This window comes from Streptomyces sp. NPDC018026 (assembly GCF_044327745.1).
Lineage (GTDB): Bacteria > Actinomycetota > Actinomycetes > Streptomycetales > Streptomycetaceae > Streptomyces > Streptomyces rubrogriseus.
Genome location: NZ_JBIRFY010000006.1, coordinates 508,731 through 530,069, shown reverse-complemented (window position 1 = coordinate 530,069; position 21,339 = coordinate 508,731). Strand labels below are relative to the sequence as shown.

Here is a 21,339-nt window from a genome sequence, read left to right as displayed (position 1 = left end):
ATCTCCACCACCGGCCGGTACCCGCGCAGGGCCAGGCCGATCGCGGTGCCGACGATGCCGGACTCGGCCAGCGGGGTGTCGATGACCCGGTCCTCACCGAAGTCCTTCTGCAGACCGTCGGTCACCCGGAAGACACCACCGAGCTTGCCGACGTCCTCGCCCATGATCAGGACCTTGGGGTCCGACTCCAGCGCGCGGCGCAGCGACTCGTTGATCGCCTTCGCCAGCGCCATCTTCTCCGCTGCCATGTCAGACCCCCTCTGCGTCTGCGAACGATGCCTGGTACGCGGCGAACCGCGCCCGCTCCTCGTCCACGAGCGCGTGCCCGTCCGCGTACACGTTCTCGAAGAGGGACAGGGGCTCGGGCGCCGGCATCGAGCGCACCGCCGCCCGCAGGCCGGCGGTGACGGCGTCGCACTCGCGGTCGACGTCGCGAAGGAAGTTCCCGTCCGCCAGCCCGGTGCCGGTGAGATGGTCACGCAGGCGGTCGACCGGGTCCTTCTCGGCCCACTCCCGCACCTCCGCCTCGTGCCGGTAGCGGGAGGGGTCGTCGGAGGTGGTGTGGGCGCCCATGCGGTACGTGTACGCCTCGATCAGGGCCGGTCCCTCGCCGCGCCGGGCACGGTCCAGGGCCCACCGGGTGACCGCGAGGGAGGCCAGCACGTCGTTGCCGTCGACGCGGACGCCGGGGAAGCCGAAGCCCTGGGCCCGCTGGTAGAGCGGCACCCGGGTCTGCTTCTCGTTGGACTCGGAGATCGCCCACTGGTTGTTCTGGCAGAAGAACACCACCGGCGCGTTGTGGACGGCCGCGAAGTTGAACGCCTCGCTCACATCGCCCTGGCTCGTCGCGCCGTCCCCGAAGTACACGATCACCGCACAGTCGGCGCCGTCCTTGGCCACGCCCATCGCGTAGCCGGTGGCGTGCAGCGCCTGCGAGCCGATGACCAGGGTGTAGAGGTGGAAGTTGTGGCTGTCCGGGTCCCAGCCGCCGTTGTTCACACCGCGGAACATCGCCAGCAGGCGCAGCGGGTCGAGGGAGCGGCACAGGGCGACGGCGTGCTCGCGGTAGCTGGGGAAGACGTGGTCGCCGTCGGCCAGGGCGCGGGCCGAGCCGACCTGGGCGGCCTCCTGGCCCAGCAGTGAGGGCCACAGACCCAGCTCTCCCTGGCGCTGCAGCGTCACGCCCTCCGCGTCCACGCGGCGGGCCCTGACCAGGTCGCGGTACAGGCCACGCAGGTCGTCGGGGGTGAGGTCGGCGACGTAGGCGTCCCAGGCGGGGTCGCTCACGCGGGTGCCCCCGGGGGTCAGTAGCTGGACCAGCTCGGTCGTCATGGGATCTCTCCGGCTTCCGGTCGCTTCCGGTTCAGTCGATGCCACGGCACAGGTGCGGTTCCTCGCGGGCGTCGTCGGGATCCCCGGCGAGCCCCAGGACGGGCGGGACGGCGGGGCGCGCTCCGGCGTGGGCCACGGTGCGCAGCCAGGTCGGGGACGGCAGGGGCAGCGCACGGCCCAGGGCGTCGTCGTACACGGCGCCGAACGGTTCGAGCCAGGGTACGGCCGTGCCGAGCAGGGCGTGTACGCCGTCGTCGCCGAGTGTGGTGCGCACCGAGGTCAGGACGTGCCCGCGACCGGTCGGCCGCAGATCCACCCGGAAGACGCCGAACTCCAGGCCCAGCCTTCGCACCGCGGCGGACGCCTCGTCGGCGAGCGCGGCCCAGGCCGGCCGGGTCAGCTCGGCGGTGCGCACCGGTCCGGCCGGCGGGACGGAGGCGACCAGGACGACGTGCGGCCGCCCGGCCGCGAAGACGCCCACCGCGGCCAGCGTGCCCGGCACCGGCTCCGGCGTGGCCTCGACCAGGAAGCCCTCCGCCGCCAGGGCGGCCCGGCAGGCCCCGGGGTCCTGCACTCGGCGCACCACGTCGGGCCGGTTGCCGCGAAGGCCCAGGGCCTCGGCGGTCACGGCGGCGGACTCCTGTGCCTCGGGGCGCAGACCGAGGACGACGTCGAAGTGCCCGCCCCGGTCCACCTGTTCGCGGGCCCAGGCCGCACACACGGCGGGACGGGTGACGTCCAGGCCGGAGGCTGCGTCGGCGAGCTGCGCCGACTCGCGGCCGCGGTCGGCCAGCCGGGAGGCCCGGTCCGCGACGTGCGTGGCGATGCCGCAGGCCCACGCCTCCAGCAGGGCGGAGACGGCAGCGGTGGCGTCCGGCCCGTCGCAGGCGCTCGGGGCCCCCAGGAGGAGGGCGACGGGCATGTCGGCGGCGATGGTCACCGGGGCCCGTCGAGTGCGCTGTTCGATCATCTGGCTGCCTCCCAGGGCGGATTCGTGCGACGGCGGTTCCTGTTGGGTCGAGATTGGTGTGGGGCTGCGGTGGGTGTGGGGGTGCTGGGCGGAGGGACGTGCCGCAGGCGTCGAGGGGAGCGGGGTGCGCCCGGGCGGACGGGGGACGGGGGCGGCAGCCCGCCCGGGCGCGGTGGTCAGGACTTCCGTTCCTCGGCGGGCCGCGGTCGGCCGCCGAAACCGAACAGACCCACCGCCAGGTTGAGTGCGATCCAGACGAACAGCACCAGGAAGCCACTCTGGACCGACTCGGTGAGCGCGGTGGCCGGGGCCACGCCGTCCGCCGTCAGCTCCGCCAGGCGTGAGCCGACGACCGTGGCCGTCACCGCGAGCGCCAGCGCGCCGCCGATCTCGGTGGAGGCGTTGAGCACCGCGGAGGTGGTGCCCGCGTCCTGCTCCGTCGCGTCCCGGGTGCCCACGACCGGCGCCGTCATCAGGCACAGCACCAGGCCGACGCCCAGCAGCGCGGTGACGGGCAGGAGCAGGGACCAGTAGCCCGCGTCCGTCGGCGCGTTGACCATCAGCACCAGGACACCGGCGAGCAGCACGTTGCCCAGGACGTACGGGACCCGGGGGCCGTACTTGGCGATCAGCACCGGTACGGCGCCGGAGACGCCGAGCATGGCGAGACTGGTCGGGAGGTAGGCGAGGCCGACCTCCAGCGGGCTGTAGCCCAGCACCAGTTGCATGTACTGGGGCAGCATGAAGAAGGACGGCAGCATCAGGCCGGCCGACACCAGTTGGGCGAGCGTGCCGGACGCGACGGACCTGCGGCGGAGCAACGACAGGGGCAGCAGTGGTGCTTCGGCGGTGCGTTCCACCGCCACGAACACGGCGAGCAGTACCGCCGCCGCGCCCAGCGAGGAGAAGGCCACCGTGTCGCCCCAGCCGTCGGTACCCGCGCGGACCACGCCGAAGACCAGAGCCAGCAGGCCCAGGGTCCCGGTCACGGCGCCGGGGACGTCCGCGGGCGGACGCGGTCCGGTCGGTGCGCTGCGCGGGATCCAGAGGAAGCAGGCGATCAGCAGGGCCGCGCCGATCGGTACGTTGATCAGGAACGCCAGCCGCCAGTCCACGTCGGTGATCGCCCCGCCCAGCAGGGTACCGAGGCTGGCGCCGACGCCCATCACGGTGCCCCAGACACCGAGCGCCTTGGCCCGTTGCTCGGGCTCGGGGTAGGTGGTGACGAGGATGGACAGGGCGGCCGGAGACAGTGCGGCGGCGCCCACGCCTTGCAGCGCCCGCCCGGTCAGCAGCATGCCGCCGCCGTCCGCGACGGCCGCGAGCAGCGAGCCCGCCGTGAACAGCAGGAGGCCCGCGGCCAGGACGGAACGCCGGGCGAACACGTCGGTGAGCCGGCCGCCGAGCAGCATCAGCCCGCCGAAGAGCACCACGTAGATGTTCATGACCCACTGCAGGCCCGAGGTGCTCAGACCGATGTCCGCGCGCAACTGCGGAAGCATCACGTTGGCGATCGTCGCGTCCAGGACGCAGACCAGCTGGGCGGTGGCGACCAGGAACAGGACCAGGCCGCGTCTGACCGTGCTGCCCTCTTCCGTCTCCGCGGCACGCTCCGGACCGGCGGCCACGGACACGGACACGGGCGCGGGCGCCGGCCCGGTGCGCGCCGTGTCGTGCGCGTCGATGCTCATGACGAGTGTCTCCTTTCCGCCTCAGGCGGCTTCACTGATGCGCTCGTAGATGGCGGAGAGACTGCGGTCGGCGAGCAGCTTGCCGACCGGGACCCGCCTGCCGGTCTGCCGTTCGACGGCGCCGACGAGACGGATCATGTGCATCGAGTCCCAGCTGACGACGCGGTCGAAGTCGGCGTCGAGGTCGTCGATCCCGAGCGGGAGGTCGAGTTCGTCGCGGACGAGGTGGATGAATTCCTCTTTGGTCATCGGTGGGACCCTTCCAGGGCGCAGTCGAGACTGATGTGGGCGGGCACGGCCACCAGGTCCTGCAGGCCGTGCCGGAAACGGACCTCGTCGTCCGTGGCGGAGGTGGTGGTGAAGCCCATGGAGGGCCAGAACTCCCGGACGTTCTTGTTCTTCTTCGTCGGCCGGTAGGCGGCCGTGACCTGCGTGGCACCCGTCGCCCTGGCGTGGTCGAGCAGTGCGGCGACGGCGGTCTGCTCGATGCCGCGGGCGAACACCCGGCAGGACAGCAGCATGTTCTCGACGCTCAGCGTGTCGCCGTCGCGCCGGGCGAAGACCGTGCCGACGACGCCGTTGTCGCCGAAGCGGTCGGCCGAGCGGATCACCAGGACCAGGTGGCCGTCGTCGGCCAGCCGCTCGGTGACGTCGGCGGCCTGCAGCCGGACCGTGGTCAGGTTGAACTGGTTGGTGCGCAGCGAGAGCTGGGCCACCCGGTCCACGTCGCCGGGAGCGGCCTCGGCGAGCGTGACCCGCACCCCGAGCCGCCCCAGGTACTCCTCCTGCGAGCCGGCGTTCTCCAGCAGGTCGGCGCGCTCCGCCTCGGTGCGGTACTGGGCCGCGCGGGCCCGGTCCTCCGCGGTCAGCCGCGCGGTGTCGAACCAGCCGTCGGCGAGCAGCTTCTCCACGTGCAGCGCCGGTTCGTCGTCCAGCCGGACCACGGCGACCTGCGGCAGGCCACCGGCGACCAGCCCGCACTCGAAGGGCGAGTCGTCGACGAACACGAAGCTGTCCACGCCCAGGTTGAGCTTGCGGGCGATGTCCTGGAGATTGACGTCCTTGGGCTGCCAGTTGGCGTTGATCCTGGCGAAGTCGCCCTCGCGCAGCACCATGTCCGGGTGTTCGCGGACGACCTGTACGAGATTGTCGTGGTCGTTCTTGCTGCTGACGGCGAGCAGGACGCCCTGTGAGCCCAACTGCCGCACCAGGCGCTGGAAGGTGCCGAAGGCCTCGCCGCGGAAGGTGGTCGCCGCGGCGATCCCGTCCGGGCCGTCGTCGCCGAGCACGCCGTCCCACAGGGTGTTGTCGGCGTCGACGACGAGCACCTTCTTGGTCCGGCCGCGCAGCATCCGGGACAGGTGGGCGACCTCGCGGGCGTAGCGGGCCAGCAGCTCGTCGCCGAGGGCCGCCTTCGCGTACGCGGCCATGCGGGCGTCGTTGAGCGGGGTGCCGGCGGCGACGATCGGGTCGAGGTCGACGACGTGGACGCGCGGGTTCGCCAGCGCCAGCCGCAGCAGGCCGCTGTTGAACTCCCGCCAGGCCAGCCCCGCCCGGGCCCGCGACTCGTGATCGACGAGCTGGTGGGTGACCGTGCGCGGCAGCGGCACCGTGTTGAGGACCAGAGCCGCCGAGGAGTGCCCGGTGAAGGTGTCGGCCAGCCGCTCCAGCTCGGCGAGTCTGCGCTCCACCGCCCGCGCGAGGCCGTCCGCCTGCCACGGGGAGCCCAGCTCGTCCAGCAGGACCTGCGGGTCGAGTACGCACAGGGCGAGGTCGACGTCGTCGGCGTACAGGGGGCTGCCGGTGTCCCGCAGATCGCGCTGGTAGGCGTCGAAGTCGCTCAGCCGGGTCTCGGCCAGCACACCGTGCCGGCCGAACTCGGCGGCCAGCGGCGCGCCCAGACCGCCCAGGGTGGAGTGTCCGGTGACGGCGACCACCGCGGTCTCCGTCTCCGGCCAGGCCGCCAGGACCTGGTCGCGATCCAGCTGGACGAGAATCGAGCCGGCCCGCGGCAGGTCCGTCTGCGTGCCGGTCCCGGCCAGCTCCGCCAGCAGCGGCGCCACCTGCGGGTACCGGGCGGCGAGCTGTCCCTCCCTGCGCAGCGTGCGCAACGCTTCCAGCGGGGACGGCTGGGTTCGTGGTGCGGCCGGGGTGGATACCGTGGTCAATGCTCTCTCCTCACGTTCGCCGCGATCGGTGGGCACCGTGCGCGGCCACCGTCCGCCCGGTCGCGCCGCCCACGCCCCAGGCTGGGGGCCGCCGCTTGAGCCGCGCTCGCACCGGCCTGCACCGCGCCGGGCGCGGGGCCGCCGCACGGGGGAGCCCGGACGGGCGCATGCGTTTTTCACGCTTCGGACAAGTGGGCTTTCACAGTGGGCCGATGACCCTCGCACTGCCGCCGGACCGCCGCCGTGGCCAACCATGGAGACACCAATGCGACCCGGTGAATGGGGGAGGCGTCCGACATGGACATCAAGATCCTGGGGTCCTTCGAGGCGACGGAGAACGGGGTCGCGCTGCTGCCGACCGCGGGAAAGCCGCGTCAGGTCCTGGCACTACTGGCCCTTCAGGCCGGCCAGGTGGTTCCCGTGTCCGCCCTGATGGAGGAGTTGTGGGGCACCGAGCCACCGCGCAGCGCACAGACGACGTTGCAGACGTACATACTGCAGTTGCGCAAGCGGCTGGCGGCCGCGCTGCCCCCGGACGGGCCCCGCAGCGCCAAGGAGGTGCTGACCACCCGGTACGGCGGCTATCTCCTCGACATCACGCCCGAGGAGATCGACGTGGACGCCTTCGAACGGCTGACCGCGGCGGGCCGGCGGGCGAAGGACCTCGGGGACCAGGCGACCGCGTCGCGGCTGCTGCGTTCGGCACTGGCGGTCTGGCGCGGCCGTGCCCTGGTGGACGTGTATACCGGGATGCGGCTGAGCGTGGAGGTCACCCGGCTGGAGGAGAGCCGGCTGATGGCCGTCGAGGCGCGGGTCGAGGCCGACCTCGCGCTGGGCCGGCACCAGGCGCTGCTGAGCGAACTGGCGGTGCTCACGGCACGGCACCCCATGCACGAGAACCTGTGCGCCCAGTACATGGTCGCCCTCTACCGGTCCGGCCAGCAGTGGCGGGCGCTGGAGGCGTTCACCGCGCTGCGCGAGTGCCTGGTCGAGGAGTTGGGGGTGACGCCGTCGCCGCGGCTGCAGGAGCTGCAGCGGGCGATCCTCGTCTCCGATCCGCAGCTCGACCGCTTCACCGTCCGCAGCGACCTGACGGTGTGACCCCGCACCCGTCCTGCCCGTCCCCCCCACGGGACCGCCCCAACCCCCCATGCCGAGCTAGGAGACCGTCATGCTCTCGTCCCTGAAGGCCCTCAACCTGCTGGTGATGTTCCTGCTGGAACTCGCGGTGTACGCCTCGGTCGTGCTGTGGGGGTTCACCTCCAGCGACAAGTGGCTGGTCAAGATCGCCCTGGGGGTCGGCGCGCCGGTCGTGATGATGACGGCGTGGGCGCTGCTGGGCTCGCCCCGTGCGCCGTACGCGGTGCACGGCGGCGGGCGGGTCGTCCTGGAGGCGTTGTGGTTCGGCGCGGGCGTCGCCGCCCTGGCCGCCTCGGGGAGGCAGACCTGGGCGGCGACCTTCGCCGGCGTCTACCTGGTCAACGCGGCCCTTCGGCTGCTGTGGGACCAGTGACGCCCGTTCACCACGCGGGTGTCTCGCAGAACTCCAGAACGGCGACCGTCCACATGAAGCCCACCCCGACCCCCATGGTGACCAGCAGGTCGCCGGGGCGGGGGTCTCGGGCCTCGGCGACGTGGTTGATGCCGATCAGCTGGTCGCCGGCGCCCATGTGCCCGAAGTTGCGGCCCCAGTCGTAGACGGTCGTCTCCGGGTCGACGCCGAGCAGCGAGTAGAACGAGAACTGCGCGATGGTCTCGGCGATGTTCGCGTGCACGAAGAACCGGGCGTCCGCCAGCTTCATGTCGGCGTCGGCGAGCGCCTCGTCCAGCACCTGGGACGCGTTCTTCGTCATCTGCTGGATGACCCGGTCGTAGGCGCCCTCCTCCTGGAGGAGGTAGTCGCTCTTGCGGCTGCGCAGGTCGACCGGCTTGCCGTCGTGGAAGGGACCGTCGGTCCAGCCGGTCGTGCCGCGGTAGATGGGCTCCAGCGAGGAGTCGGAGTAGCTGGCGGTGGAGCGCAGCCGGGCGAACCCGCCCCGGTTGGACAGGACCACGGCCCCGGCCCCGTCGCCGTACACCTGCTGGCTGTCGGTGCCCCAGCGGTCGAAGTACGGCATGCGGAAGGCGTCGCCGGTGGTCACCAGGGCGGCCTGCGGGGTGCTTCGGGCGGCGAGGTGGGAGGCGGCGAGTTCCACGGCGGCCAGGCCTCCGTTGGAGCCCTGCCGGACCTCCAGGGTCAGGCCGGTGCCGCCGACCGCCTCGTTCTGCACGTAGTTCACCGGGGTCCAGAAGTCCTGGCCCTGATGGCCGACGCAGGCGTGCAGCACCATGCCGTACCGGTCGGCCGGGAGCCCGGCCCGGTCCACCGCCTGCCGGCCGGCGGCCGCGGCCATCACCGGGCCCGGCTCGTCGGGTCCGGCCACGCGCACCGCGCGGATGCCGTTGGCCTGGGCCTCCTCGGCGTCGTAGCGGCCCGCGGCGACCGCCTCCTCGGCGGTCTGCACCTGCTTCGGCAGATACGCGCCGAGTCCGGCGACGTACACGTTGTCCCAACGCATGGTTATCTCCTCTGTTACGCCACCTGGGGCGCGGATTCGTGACGGCAGGATTCGATGTGCCGGACCAGCTGGCCGGTGAGGGCGGGGAAGCGGTCGTTCAGGAAGTAGAAGTGGCCGCCGGGGAAGAACCTCTGGTGGAAGCGGGCGGAGGTCTCCCGCCGCCACAGGTGCATGGCCGCCGGGGGAGCCCAGGCGTCCTGGGTGCCGCCGAAGACGCTCAGCGGCGAACTCATCGGTGAACGGTCGGGCGCCGGCCGGTAGTTGTCGACCGCTGTCAGATCGGCGCGCACGGTGCGCAGGAACCGGTCGAGGAAGTCGGTGGACTCGGTGACCCGTTCCGGCATTCCGCCGAGGTCGAGCAGGACCCGCAGCAGGGCGTCGTCGTCGAGGGTGCTGAGCGGCGTATCGGCGGGGCGTGCGAAGTGCGGGGCGACCCGCCCCGACACCCCGGTCCACATCGGGGCCCGGCCCAGTCCCTCCAGCGACCGGGCCGTCTCCAGGGCCACCACGGCGCCCATGCTGTGCCCGAACAGGGCGAGCGGCGTGTCGTCGACCCAGGGCAGGACGTCCGCGACGGCGGTGGCGACCACTTCCGTCATGTCGTCCAGGGCCTGCTCGCCGGCCCGCCGGCCCCGGCCGGGCAGGTCGAGCAGGAGCAGGTCCCAGTCGTCGGGCAGTTGCTGGACCAGGGGCCGGTAGACGGCCGCCGAGCCTCCGGCGTGGTGGAAGCCGACCAGCCGCACGGCGGGCGCGTCGACCGGACGCGGACGGTGGAAGGGTCGGGTACGGCTGTTCATCGGTCTCCTCCGGTGGCGGCGCTCACCTGGTCGCCCAGGTACGCCAGCAGGTCGCCGACCGGCATCTCCACCGGGCAGTCGAGCGTGGGCAGTTCCACCCCGTAGCGCTGCTCGACGCTCTTGGTGAGCAGCATCGCGGTGAAGGAGTCGCCGCCGACCTCACAGAACGGCGTCCCGGCCGGCAGCAGACCGTCCGCCTTCAGGACGGACGCCAGTTCGGTGGCGAGGTAGGCGCTGATCTCCGCCGGATCGCGCGGCACCGGCCGGGGACCGGACGAGGCGGCCGGGGCCACGGCGGCGGCGGTCTCGTCCGACCGGGCCGGCTCGCTCTCCGCCACCCAGAACCGCTTGCGCTGGAACGGGTAGGTGGGCGCGTCGGTGAACCCGGCGCCGGGCGCGGCCAGCAGCTCCAGCCGCAGGTCGGCACCTCCGTGGAAGAGCGCGACCAGGGCGTTGGCCAGCAGCCGCGGGGCCGCCCCGGGATCGTCGGCGACCAGCGGCAGCGTCTCTCCGGCCGCCGTCAGGTAGGCCACCGGTCCGTGCGCGGTCTCGCGGGCCGGTGCCGCGGACGTCCGTACCCCCAGCGCGGCCAGTACCCCGCCCAGCCGGGCCGCGGGAGCGGCGGACCCGGTGGCCGCGGCGGCCAGCCGGGGATGGGCCCGGGCCAGCGCGGCCAGCGCCCGCTCCAGCACCGCGTCGGAGTCGGGGAGGGAGCTGAACGTCACCCGGTCGACGGTCGGCGCGGTGACGCCGCGCCGTACGGTGCCGAGGGCCGCGATCAGGTCCTGGGATCCTGCCCCCACGACGGCGAGCCGGTGCCCGAAGTGCACCCGCCCGGCGCGCAGGGTGTGGCACAGTGCGGCCACACCGGCCGCGTCCCGCCCGGCGAGCGCGGTGCGCACCCGGTCCGTCAGCTCGGCGAGCGCCGCCGGATCCTTGGCGGACAGCGTCAGCAGTTCGGCATGGCCGGGCTCGGGCTCGGGACCGCCCGCCGCCCTCGGGGCCGGGGCGGCGAGCACCGCGTGGGCGTTCGTGCCGGACAGGCCGAAGGCGCTGATACCGGCCACCCGTCCGCCCGGCCGCGCGGGCCACGGCACGGTGGTGCGGGGCACCCGCACGGCGATCTGGTCCCACGGGATCAGCGAGTTCAGCCTGCCGTCGCCCTGCTGCACACCCGCCGGGAGGGACTCCTCGCCCAGCAGCGCCACCAGCTTCAGCAGCCCGGCGATGCCGGCCGCGGCCTCCAGGTGCCCGATGCGGGACTTCACACTGCCGAGGACGACCGGCTCGGCACCCGTGCCGCACCCGGTGCCGAGCACCGCGTCCAGGGCGCCGACCTCGATCGGGTCGCCGAGCGCGGTGCCGGTGCCGTGCGCCTCGACGTAACCGACGCCCGACGGCTCGGTGCGGGCGTCGGCGAGGGCCGCGCGGACCACCTCCTGCTGCGCGGGGCCGCTGGGCACGGTGAACCCGGAGGACGCGCCGTCGTGGTTGACGGCGGTGCCGCGGATCACCGCGTGCACCTCGCGGCCCTCCGCGACGGCGTCGTCCAGCCGCATCAGCGCCACCATGCCGACGCCCTCACCGCGGCCGTAGCCGTCGGCGTCCGCCAGGAAGGTCCGCGAGCGTCCGCCCGCCGAGAGGGCCTCCCCCTGGCACAGGGCCACCATCAGGTCCGCGCCCAGGATCAGGTTGGCGCCGCCGGCCAGCGCATAGCGGCAGTCGTCGGCACGCAGCGCCCGCACCGCCTGGTGCACCGCCGCCAGGGAGGAGGAGCAGGCCGTGTCGATGCTGAGCGCGGGACCCGACAGGCCCAGCGCGTAGGAGATCCGGCCGGCCAGGAAGCAGTGCCCGCTGCCGGTGCTGTGGTAGGGGTCGATACGGCTGTAGTCTCCGTCGCCGGCGAAACGCCGGCCGTACTCGGAGGCCATCACGCCGACGAACACGCCGACCGGCAGCCGGTCCTGGCGGCGCGCCGCGACACCGGCCCGCTCCAGCGCCTCCCACGACACCTCCAGCAGCAGCCGCTGCTGGGGGTCCATCGTCTCGGCCTCCCGCTGCGAGATGCCGAAGAACGCGGCGTCGAAGGAGGCGATGTCGTCGAGGAACCCGGCCCGGTCGACGTAGGACCGGCCGGCGGTGCCGCGCTCGGGGTGGTGGACCGCCCGCAGCGAGGGGCGGTCCTCCGGTATCGGGCCGAGCGCCCGCAGGTCCGGGTCGTCGGCGTACAGGAAGTCGCGGTAGGCGCGCGGGGTGTCGACGCCGCCGGGCAGCCGCATCGCCGTGCCGACCACGGCGACGGGAGCGTGGGCGCGGGCCTCGGCCGCCGCCAGCCGCTCCTTGAGCCGGCGGGACAGCCGGAGCTGGTCTTCTATCACCCGCCGCAGTTCTTCGGGGTTCACTGGTGCTTCGGACATCTCACTGCTCCTGCGCTCGGTGGTCATCGCCCGCTCACTGCTCCTGGGCGAGGTCGTCGGTGACGGCCCGGAGCAGCTCGTCGAGGGAGAGGTCCTCGAGGGAGCCGGCGGCGGGAAGGGAGTCGGGGGAGGGGAGGGAGGGAACGGAGTGGTCCGGGGCGACCGCGGCCGCCGCGGGAGCCAGTGCCGGGAGCGGGCCGGACGCGGACGCCGGGGTGCCGGGTCCGGTGCGGGCGGTGTCCGCGGCGAGGAAGCCGCTCATCGCGAGCACGCTCGGATGGTCGATGGCGATGGTGGCGGGCAGGTCCCGGCCCATGGCGTGGGCCAGCGCGGCCCGCAGATCGATCGCCATGATGGAGTCGAGGCCCAGGTGCGAGAAGCCCTCCGCGTCGGCGGAGCCGTCCTCGGGCAGACCGTCGTCGGAGCCGAGCATCCGCGCGACCAGGGCGCGCACGGCGCCCCTCAGCACGTGCTCGGCGTCGGCGTCGGCACCGGCCCCGCACGCCGCCAGCCGGTCGCGCAGCCAGCCCGCGGGCTCGGCCTCGTCGCGCGCGCTGCGGGGCGCGGTCACCGGACCGGTCAGCGCGGCGACCAGCGCGGCCCGCGGATGCCCGGCCGCCTGCTCGGCGTAGCGGGCCGGGTCCAGGGCGGCCACGACCAGCCGGTCCTGGGCGCCCTCGGCGGCCAGCGCCAGCGGCAGCGCCGCGTCGGCGTCGCTCAGCGGCCGGATGCCCACCCGCTGCGCCGCCCGTTCGACGGCCGCCGCGGCCGCCATCCCGCCCTTGGCCTCCGGCACCCACGGGCCCCAGTTGACGGTGACCGCGGTCAGACCCCGCTCGCGCAGCGCCTCGGACAGGCCGTCCAGATAGCCGTTGGCCGCCGCGTAGTTGGCCTGGCCCGCGGAGCCCAGCACCGAGGAGACGGAGGAGAACAGCACGACCGCGCGCGGATGGTGGCCCGCGACCGCGTCGGCGAGGACGTCGGCACCCAGCGCCTTGGCGTGGAAGACCTTCTCGTAGGAGGCGTCCGTCAGGGAGGGGAAGGCGCCGTCCGCGTTGACGCCGGCCAGGTGGTACACCGTGCCCAGCGGACCGTCCGCGGTGGCGGCGGCCACCGCCCGCGCCACGTCGGCGGGGTCGGTGACGTCGCCCCGGACCAGGGACACGCGGACCCCGGCCGCGGTGAGCGAGTCGATCGCCCCCTGCTCGACGGCCCCGGGCGCCGAACGGGCCATCAGCGTCACGCGGTCCCCGCCGCGAGCGGCGTGCGCGCCCGCCACGGCCAGGCCCAGCGCGCCGAGGCCGCCGGTGATCAGCGCGCCCCCGGCCCGCTCGGGCCCGGCCGGCCGGTCGGCGACGTCGACCAGCCGGGCCACCCGGACACCGGAGTCCGTGTAGGCGAGCCTGGTCTCCTCCGGCAGGGCGCCCAGCAGCGCGGCGACCCCCTCGGCCCGCCAGCCCGCGTCCAGCCGCAGCCGGGTCAGACGCCGCTCGGTCTGTTCCGCCTCCAAGGAACTCAACAGCCCGAACAGGGACTCCCGCAGGGGTGCCCGCACCGCGTCGCCGTCGGCGAGCAGTACGTAGGGCAGCTCCGGGGGCAGCGCGCGCAGGGTGGCCGCCAGACGGCGGACCGCGTCGAGCGCGTCCCGGGCGTCGGGGGCGGCAGCGGCGCCGGCCCCGCCGACCGCACCGTCCGCCCGGTCCGCGAAGCCGCGTGGCGCCAGCCAGCGGGCATCGACCACGAGCCCGGCGTCCCCCAGGTTACCCACGTCGCCCAGGTCCGCTCGGCCCGGGAGGCCCTCGTGCACCGAGACCTGGTGGCCCGCCGCCTCCAGGGCGGCGACCAGGGCGGCGGCGTTGGAGTCCGCGCCGGTCGCGTCGCCCAGCAGGGTGACCGGGACCGGGGCGGTGAGCGACGCGGCCGCGTCCTGCGGCAGCGGCACCCAGTCCAGGGCGCGGACCAGGCCGTCGCCCCGCAGACCGGCCTCCAGGACGGCGCGCGAGGCGTGCCGGATCCGGAACTCGTCGGCCCGGAACACGCTGTGCTCCGCGCCGGTGGCCGGGTCGACCGCGTACAGGTGCAGGTCCGCGGTCTCCACCCGCAGCCGGTCGTTGGCCAGCGGCTCGGCGCGCAGCACCCGCACCTCGCCCCACAGTTCGCCGTCCTCGGCCGGCCGGCCGTGGAAGGACAGCTCCCGCGCGGCGAACGGGATGGCCAGGGACGCCGCCTCCGCCGGGTTCTCGTCGACCAGGAACACCGCGATGCTCTGGAAGCAGGAGTCGATCAGGCCGGGGTACAGCTCGTAGTCGGCCGGGTCGTCGGGCAGTTCCGGCATCCGGTAGCGGACCAGCGCCCGGTCGCCCTGGATCCACACCTCGTCGATCCAGCGGAAGGACGGGCCCAGGGTGTAGCCGAGGGCGCGGAAGTAGGCGTAGAAGTCGTCCCGGGTCAGGTGCCGGTCGGCGGCGGCCGTGAAGGCGGCCCGGTCGTCCGGCCGGGGCCGGTGCGTCCGCTCGGCGGGCGGTGTGGCGCAGCGTCCGCCGATGTGCCGCTGCCAGATGCCGCGTTCGGGGTCGACGAGGCTCTGCACGGACAGTTCCGCCGTGCCGTCGGAGCCCGCACGGTCGACGGTGATCTGCACCTCGTACTCCTCGCCGTCCTTGATGACGAGCGCCCGCGGGCAGATCAGGTCCCGGACGAGGACCGGCGAGCCGTCGCCGCCGAGGGCCGACAGGACGGTGCCCAGGTGGGACGCGGCGGGGGTGACGACGGTGCCGTAGAGCCGGTGGTCGGTGAGGTAGGCCGGGAACTCGGCGCTGCGGGCGAAGGAGAAGGCGCGTCCGGACAGCGCGGGCGACTTCAGCTCGGCGCCCCAGTGCCGCCCGTGGCCGGGGCGCGGGGCGCCGCCGGTCGTCGCGGTCGTGACGGAGGCGGGGGAGGTGGTGGAGGTGGTGGAGGCGGCGGAGGTCCAGTACGAGGTGTCCGCGAAGGGGTAGCGCGGTGCGGCGGCCCGGCCCGCCGGGCGGCCGGTGATCCGGGCGAAGTCCAGGTCCTGGCCGCGCTCGTAGAGGTGGCGGGCGGCACCGAGCAACTGGGTGCGGTCCACGCCGCCGCGGCGCAGCGATGGCACGCCCCCGCCGGCCGGGGTGAGCCCGGCGGCCCGTACCAGGTTGACCAGGGTGCGGTCGGGGCCGACCTCCAGCAGGACGTCGACACCCAGCTCCGTGAGGGCGCGGGCCCCCTCGTGGAAACGCACCGGCTGCCGGATGTGCCGTACGAAGTAGCCCGCGTCGTAGGTGTCGTCGGCGGCCTCGGCGCCCGTGACGTTGGCGATCACCGGGATGCGCGGCGGCCCGAAGGCGAGCGGGGCGACGGCGGCCTCGAACTCGGCGAGCACCGGGTCCATCAGCCGGGAGTGGAAGGCGTGCGAGACGGTCAGCGCCCTGGTGCGCACCCCCTGGTCCGTCAGCCGCGCGGCGAGCGCGTCCAGCCGGTCCCTGGGACCGGCCACCACGACCGACTCCGGCCCGTTGACGGCGGCCACGTCCACCCCGGCCTCCTCGGCCCAGGTGGCGACGGTGGCCGGGGCGCCGGGGACGGACAGCATGCCGCCGGGCTCGGTCGACTGCATCAGCCGGGCGCGGTGCGCGATCAGGGTCAGGCCGTCCTCGCGGCCGAGCACCCCGGCGTGCACGGCGGCGGCGACCTCGCCGACGCTGTGCCCCATCACGGCGGTGGCCCGCACGCCCCACGACTCCCACAACGCGGCGAGCGCCAGCTCCAGCGCCACCAGGGCGGGCTGGGTGATCCGGGTCTGGTTCACGGCCTGCGGGTCGTCGCCGTAGAAGACCAGGTTGAGCAGGGAGTCGCCCAGGTGCGGGGTGAGGACGCGGTCGCAGTCGTCGATGACCGACGCGAACACCGGCTCGCTCTCGTAGAGTTCGCGGCCCATCCCGAAGTACTGGGCACCCTGTCCGGAGAACAGGAAGGCCACCTTGGGCGTACGGGCGGGCGACGCGTCGCCCGCGCCGGCCGAGCGCAGCGCCGTCAGCAGCTTCTCGCGTCCGGTGCCCAGCACCGCCCGGCGCACGGGCAGGTGGGCCCGGCCGGCCGCGGCGACGGAGACGAGGTCGGGCAGCAACTCCTCGTCCGTGTGCTCCAGTGCCGATTCCCAGGCCGCCGTCACCCGCTCCAGGCCGGCCGCGTCCGGTGCGGACAACGGCAGCAGCAGCGGCGCCGGTTCCGGGTCGGCGGGCGGGGTGGGCCGGTCGGCGGGCGCCTCGCCGAGGACGACGTGCGCGTTGGTGCCGGAGAACCCGAAGCCGGAGACGCCGGCCAGGCGGGGGCGGTCGCCGGGCGCCCAGGAGACCCGGCCGTCGACGACCCGGACGTTCATGTCGCGCCACGGCACGTGCGGGTTCGGCGTGGTGAAGTGCAGCCCGCCCGGGACCCGCCCGTGCCGCAGCGCGAGCACCGTCTTGACCAGGGATGCCATGCCGGAGGCCGACTCGCAGTGGCCGATGTTGCTCTTGACCGAGCCGATCAGCAGCGGTTCGCCCGCCCGGCGCCCCGGACCCAGCACGTCCCAGGCGGCCTCCACCTCGATCGGGTCGCCCAGCGAGGTGCCGGTGCCGTGCGCCTCCAGGTAGCCGATGTCGGCTCCCTCGACGCCCGCGTCGGCGAGCGCCTCGCGGATCACCCGGCGCTGGGCGGTGCCGTTGGGTGCGGTGAACCCGGACGAGGCGCCGTCCTGGTTGACGGCACTGCCGTGCACGACCGCCAGCACCCGGTCCCCGTCCCGCAGCGCGTCGCTGAGGCGGCGCAGCACCAGCACCCCCACGCCCTCGGCGCGCACGAAGCCGTCCGCGGCGGCGTCGAAGGTCCGGCAGCGGCCCTGCGGCGAGAGCATGTGGGCCCGGGAGACGGCCACCGAGCAGGTGGGCGCCGTGATCACGTTCACGCCGCCGGCCAGGGCCCGGTCGCTCTCCCCGGAGCGCAGCGAGCGCACGGCCAGGTGCAGGGCCACCAGCGAGGACGAGCAGGCGGTGTCCACGGCCAGCGCCGGGCCGTGCAGACCGAGGTAGTAGGAGATGCGTCCGGCCGCGGCGTTCAGCGCCGTACCGGTGGGGAAGTAGGCGTCCAGGGCGTCGGCGCCACCGCTCTCCATGACCCGGGCGTAGTCCGAGTTGGAGATCCCGACGAACACGCCGGTACGGCTGCCGGCCAGCGCCGTGGGGGCGCAGGCCGCGTCCTCCAGGGCGTGCCAGGACGCTTCCAGCAGCAGCCGCTGCTGCGGGTCGAGGCTCTGCGCCTCCCGGGCGGGGATGTCGAAGAACGCGGCGTCGAACCGGCGGATGTCGCTGAGGAACCCGCCCTGGGCCGGGGTGCCGAGTCCCTCGGCGTCCCAGCGGTCGGCGGGCACCGGGCCGACCCCGTCGCGGCCCTCCGCCAGCAGCGACCAGAACTCCTCGACGGAGTCCGCGCCGGGGAAGCGGCCGGCCATGCCGACGATGGCCACGGGCTCCGGCGCGGGGGCGGCCGAGCCGGTCCCCCGGGTGGCGGCGGTCCCGGTGCCCGGGACGGTCGTGGCCGCCGTGGTGGCGGCACGCGCGACGCGGACGGCCGGGGCGCGGCGCGGTGCGGGCGTGGCGCCCGCGCTCGCGTCCGTGGTGCCCGCGCTCGCGTCCGTGCCCGTGTGCGTGGCCGACAGACGTTCCGTCAGTTCGGCGCTCAGCCGCTCCAGCGAGGGGTGGCCGAAGACGTCGCCGATGCCGACGTCCAGGCCGAGCACCTCGGTCAGCCGGGCCGCCGCGTCGACGGCCATGATCGAGTCCAGGCCGAGGTCGAGGAACCCGGTCCGCTCCGGCAGCGCGGCCGGGTCGTCGTGGCCGAGGATCTCGGCCAGCACCGCGCGGACGTGCCCGGCCACCAGAGCGGGCCGCCGGTGTCCGGGAGCGGCACGCAGCGCGTCGCGCGGCTCGGCGGCGGCGGCCGGCGCGGGCGACGGGGCCTGCGGGTCGAACAGGGCGCGCGGGCGTACGGCGTTCATGACGGCGGTGAAGCGGTCGGTGTCCAGGTCGCAGGCGACCAGATGGGCGCCGTGCGGGCCGGCCACGGTGAGCGCGGCGCTGCCCAGGGCCGGGGAGACCGGGCGCACGCCCATCCGGGCGAGCTGGGCCCGTGCGTCGGAGTCGGCCATGCCGTCCAGGTCCCACGGGCCGAAGGCGATGCTGCGGGCCGGGCGGCCGGACGCGGCGGCCCGTTCCGCCACCGAGTCCAGGGCGCCGTTGGCGGCCGCGTAGGCGCCGTAGCCGCTGGTGCCCCAGACGGCGGAGACGGAGGACAGCTGGACGAAGAAGTCCAGCGGCCGGTCGTCGGTCAGCAGCCGCAGCCAGTGCGCGCCGGTGAACTTGCCGTGCAGCGCGGCCGCGAACGCCTCCCGACCGGCGTCCGCGAGCGGCAGCCGCTCGATGACCCCGGCGGTGTGCACGACCCCGCGCAGCGGCGGCAGCGCGTCGAGCACGCGCAGCGCTTCGGCCAGCGCCGGACCGTCGCCGACGTCGGCCCGCAGGTACGTCACCGGGGTGCCGGCGGCGGCCAGCGAGGCCGGCAGGTCCGCCGCCTCGGCGGGCAGCTCCTCCTCGGCGCGGCGGCCCAGCAGGACCAGGTGACCGGCGCCGCGGGCGGCCAGGTCGCGGGCGATCACACGGCCGATGGCGCCCAGGCCGCCGCTGACCAGATACGTGCCGTCGGAGCGCACCGACAGCGGCTCCGGCACCTGCTCGACCGCGCGCAGCCGGGCCGCGTGGACCCGGCCGGAGCGGACCGCGAGCAGGTCCTCGGTGTCCCCGGCCGCGAGCGCGGCCAGCGCGGCCGACGCGTCCTCGGGGCCCGCGCCGACCGGCAGGTCCACGATGCCGCCCCAGGCGCGCGGGTACTCCAGGGCGAGTACGGGAGCCAGTCCGTGCAGTACTCCGTGGTCGCCGTCCGCGATCGCGTCGTTCCCGGTCACCTGCCGCACGCCCGCCGTGACGAGGTGGACGCGGCCGGGCCCCTCGGGCACCGCGCGTACGGCACCGGTCGCGGCGGCGGCCAGAGCGGCCGCGTGCCCGGTCGGCGCGGGCTCGTCGGGCGCGGCGGGCAGCGGAGCCGCGGCGAGCGCGAGGAGCAGGTCACCGGGGTGCGCGGCCCGGACCTCGGCCCAGTCCGCGTCGGTACCGGGCAGCGTGTCCAGCACCTGCACGGCCCGGCCACCGGCGTCCCGCGCGGCCCGCGCGAGCAGGGCCACCAGGCCGGTGTCGTCACCGGCGACGAGCAGCGGGCGGCGCGTGGCGTCGTCGGCCGCCGTCGGGGACGGGGCGGGCGGGGTGTGGGGTTCCCAGGCGACGCGGAGGGCGGGAAGCACCGCCTGCCCGCCGTCGGTGGCCTCCCCGGCGGTCGCGGGGGCCGGGGTGGCGTGGCCCGTGCCCGTGGGCGCGGCGTTCCGTCCCGGTGTCGCTGTCTGTGTCGCTGTCGCGGCCGGTGCGGTGGACGGCGGTTCCCGGCCGTCGGTGCCGGGACCGGCGCCGAGGGGCGAGCCCGCGGTGACCGCCGGGGCGTAGCGCACCCGCTCCCACGGATAGGCCGGCAGGTCGGCGACCGCGCGGGGGAGCGCGGCGACGGCCGGGTCCGGCGGGGCATCCTGGGTGGTCTCGAACAGGCGTACCCGCTCCGGTGCGCCGCCCGCGGCGAGTTCCCGCAGGGCCGTGAGCGCCGCCCGCGCGTCCTGGGCGGTGACCAGGGCGCGCATGCCGTGCCGGGCCCTGCCGTGGGTCACGGTGTAGGCGAACGCGCCGTACTCCCCGTCGGACAGCTCCGCCAGCCGGCCGGCCAGCAGGCCCGCCCAGGCGCGCAGGGCGTCCTCGGTGCGGGCGGAGAGCTCGAACCCGGTCACCGGACCGGCGGCGGGCACGGCGGCCGGCCGCTCCGCCTCCGTCGGCGCCCCGAGCACGACGTGGGCGTTGGTGCCGCTCATGCCGAACGAGCTGACGCCCAGGCAGCTCCCCGGACCGCTGTCGCCGGTCTCCCAGGGCACCACCTCGCGGGGGATCTCGATGCCGGTGCCGTCCAGCCGGATGCGCGGGTTGAGGGTACGCAGGTGCACGACCGGCGGGAGCATGCGCCGCTTGACGGAGAGCACACCGCGGATGAGCCCGGCGATGCCGGAGGCCGCCTCCAGGTGGCCGAGGCCGGTCTTGACCGAGCCGATGCGCAGCGGGGCGCCGCTCGCCGACCGGTCGAGGGCGGCGACGATCGCCTCGACCTCGATCGGGTCGCCGAGCGCGGTGCCGGTGCCGTGCGCCTCGATGGCGCCGATCGTCTCCGGCCCCAGCCCGGCATCCTCCAGGGCGGCCCGGATCAGGGCGATCTGCGCCCGCACGTTGGGCGCGGTGAAGCCCGAGGAGCGGCCGTCCTGGTTGACCGCGCTGCCCCGCACCACGGCGTGGATCCGGTCGCCGTCGCGGCGGGCGTCGGCGAGCCGCTTGAGGACGACGACACCGCAGCCCTCGCCACGGGTGAAGCCGTTGGCCCGCGCGTCGAAGGTCTTGCACAGACCGTCCGGGGCCAGGGAGTTGGTCTGCTGGATCAGCCGGGTGGAGCGGGGCGAGAGGATCAGGTTGACGCCGCCCGCGAGGGCCACGTCGCACTCGCCGTGCCGCAGCGCCCGGCCGGCCAGATGGACCGCGGTCAAAGAGGACGAGCAGGCGGTGTCCACGGCGACCGCCGGTCCCATGAGACCCAGGGTGTAGGCGATCCGCCCGGCCGCGAAGCAGTGTCCGTTGCCGGTCAGCCAGTAGGCGTCCTCCTGCCCCGCGGGCTGCCAGTCGCGGTAGTCCTGGCCGGTCACGCCCACGTACAGCCCGGTGCGCCTGCCGTCCTCGGCGAGGGTGCGCGGCGGCAGCGCGGCGTCCTCGAGCGCCTCCCAGGCCACTTCGAGCAGCAGCCGGTGCTGCGGGTCGAGACTGCGGGCCTCACGCGGGCTGATGCCGAAGAAGGCGGCGTCGAAGCCGAGCACGTCGTCGAGGTGACCGCCGCGGTGCGGCAGGCCGTCCCAGGCGTCGGTGAAGGGCTCCTTGCGCTGCTCGGGCATCGGACGGACCAGGTCACGACCCTGGGCGAGGGCGTCCCAGTAGCCGTCGAGGTCGGCGATGCCACCGGGCAGCCGGAGCCCGGCGCCGACCACGGCCAGCGGGCCGGCGTCGTCGGCCGGCTGGGCCTTCGCCTCCTCCAGCTCCGCGCGCAGCTTCTTGATGGTGTCCATCGCCCGGCTGAGCGGGGTGGCGGTGGGGCGTCCGGCGCCGGACTGCCGGCCGGCCGGGGCCCCATGGGTCGGTGTGCTGGTCACAAGAAGTCCCTCGCGATCGGC

11 protein-coding genes and 1 pseudogene are annotated in these 21,339 nt (G+C 75.0%); 2 read left to right on the top strand and 10 right to left on the bottom strand.

Annotated features, from left to right (window positions below):
• The 6 genes and pseudogenes from ACH4D3_RS22030 to ACH4D3_RS22005 all read right to left on the bottom strand — a co-directional run.
• A pseudogene (locus ACH4D3_RS22030) lies at positions 1–248 on the bottom strand (alpha-ketoacid dehydrogenase subunit beta); the annotation flags it as partial.
• A gap of 1 nt (position 249) precedes the next feature.
• Entirely contained in the window at positions 250–1,377 is a 1,128-nt protein-coding gene (gene pdhA, locus ACH4D3_RS22025; RefSeq protein WP_398324347.1) for a pyruvate dehydrogenase (acetyl-transferring) E1 component subunit alpha, read from the bottom strand.
• Complete coding sequence (locus tag ACH4D3_RS22020) at positions 1,364–2,302, bottom strand: hypothetical protein (RefSeq protein WP_398324345.1); 939 nt, start codon at positions 2,300–2,302, stop codon at positions 1,364–1,366. Before ACH4D3_RS22020 ends, pdhA begins: the two co-directional genes overlap by 14 nt.
• A 176-nt stretch (positions 2,303–2,478) precedes the next feature.
• Positions 2,479–3,993 (bottom strand): MFS transporter, encoded by a 1,515-nt coding sequence (locus ACH4D3_RS22015; protein WP_398324343.1) that lies wholly within the window; start codon positions 3,991–3,993, stop codon positions 2,479–2,481.
• A 21-nt stretch (positions 3,994–4,014) separates the two neighbouring features.
• Positions 4,015–4,242: a phosphopantetheine-binding protein gene (locus ACH4D3_RS22010; protein WP_398324341.1), complete on the bottom strand. Its 228-nt coding sequence runs from the start codon at positions 4,240–4,242 to the stop codon at positions 4,015–4,017.
• Complete coding sequence (locus ACH4D3_RS22005; protein WP_398324339.1) at positions 4,239–6,161, bottom strand: HAD-IIIC family phosphatase; 1,923 nt, start codon at positions 6,159–6,161, stop codon at positions 4,239–4,241. The genes ACH4D3_RS22010 and ACH4D3_RS22005 overlap by 4 nt, the downstream gene beginning before the upstream one ends.
• Positions 6,162–6,458: 297 nt before the next feature.
• Here ACH4D3_RS22005 and ACH4D3_RS22000 point away from each other — a divergent pair, with 297 nt between their 5' ends.
• Both ACH4D3_RS22000 and ACH4D3_RS21995 read left to right on the top strand, forming a co-directional pair.
• Positions 6,459–7,262 (top strand): BTAD domain-containing putative transcriptional regulator, encoded by an 804-nt coding sequence (locus ACH4D3_RS22000; protein ID WP_398324337.1) that lies wholly within the window; start codon positions 6,459–6,461, stop codon positions 7,260–7,262.
• 70 nt (positions 7,263–7,332) lie between these two features.
• The gene (locus ACH4D3_RS21995; RefSeq protein ID WP_398324335.1) at positions 7,333–7,674 is read left to right on the top strand and encodes a YrdB family protein; all 342 of its coding nucleotides are present in this window, start codon (positions 7,333–7,335) and stop codon (positions 7,672–7,674) included.
• Between the two features lie 7 nt (positions 7,675–7,681).
• Here the strand turns inward: ACH4D3_RS21995 and ACH4D3_RS21990 are convergent, their stop codons facing one another.
• From ACH4D3_RS21990 to ACH4D3_RS21975, 4 genes are read right to left on the bottom strand one after another with little or no spacing between them, the layout of a single operon-like run.
• Positions 7,682–8,719 carry a ketoacyl-ACP synthase III family protein gene (locus ACH4D3_RS21990; RefSeq protein WP_398324333.1) on the bottom strand — a complete coding sequence of 346 codons (1,038 nt, stop codon included), beginning with the start codon at positions 8,717–8,719 and terminating at the stop codon, positions 7,682–7,684.
• A 14-nt stretch (positions 8,720–8,733) separates the two neighbouring features.
• Positions 8,734–9,516, bottom strand: a complete 783-nt coding sequence (locus tag ACH4D3_RS21985) for a thioesterase II family protein (protein ID WP_398324331.1) — start codon at positions 9,514–9,516, stop codon at positions 8,734–8,736.
• Positions 9,513–11,933: a beta-ketoacyl synthase N-terminal-like domain-containing protein gene (locus ACH4D3_RS21980; RefSeq protein WP_398324329.1), complete on the bottom strand. Its 2,421-nt coding sequence runs from the start codon at positions 11,931–11,933 to the stop codon at positions 9,513–9,515. The genes ACH4D3_RS21985 and ACH4D3_RS21980 overlap by 4 nt, the downstream gene beginning before the upstream one ends.
• Positions 11,934–11,967: 34 nt before the next feature.
• Positions 11,968–21,318, bottom strand: a complete 9,351-nt coding sequence (locus tag ACH4D3_RS21975; RefSeq protein WP_398324328.1) for an SDR family NAD(P)-dependent oxidoreductase — start codon at positions 21,316–21,318, stop codon at positions 11,968–11,970.
• Between the last annotated feature and the right edge of the window lie 21 nt (positions 21,319–21,339).

What these genes read in the sequence shown, in the direction of transcription:
- ACH4D3_RS22020 (WP_398324345.1), bottom strand. Translation starts at nt 2,302, where the DNA reads ATGATCGAACAGCGCACTCGACGGGCCCCGGTGACCATCGCCGCCGAC.
- ACH4D3_RS22015 (WP_398324343.1), bottom strand. Translation starts at nt 3,993, where the DNA reads ATGAGCATCGACGCGCACGACACGGCGCGCACCGGGCCGGCGCCCGCG.
- ACH4D3_RS22010 (WP_398324341.1), bottom strand. Translation starts at nt 4,242, where the DNA reads ATGACCAAAGAGGAATTCATCCACCTCGTCCGCGACGAACTCGACCTC.
- ACH4D3_RS22000 (WP_398324337.1), top strand. Translation starts at nt 6,459, where the DNA reads ATGGACATCAAGATCCTGGGGTCCTTCGAGGCGACGGAGAACGGGGTC.
- ACH4D3_RS21995 (WP_398324335.1), top strand. Translation starts at nt 7,333, where the DNA reads ATGCTCTCGTCCCTGAAGGCCCTCAACCTGCTGGTGATGTTCCTGCTG.
- ACH4D3_RS21990 (WP_398324333.1), bottom strand. Translation starts at nt 8,719, where the DNA reads ATGCGTTGGGACAACGTGTACGTCGCCGGACTCGGCGCGTATCTGCCG.
- ACH4D3_RS21985 (WP_398324331.1), bottom strand. Translation starts at nt 9,516, where the DNA reads ATGAACAGCCGTACCCGACCCTTCCACCGTCCGCGTCCGGTCGACGCG.
- ACH4D3_RS21980 (WP_398324329.1), bottom strand. Translation starts at nt 11,933, where the DNA reads ATGTCCGAAGCACCAGTGAACCCCGAAGAACTGCGGCGGGTGATAGAA.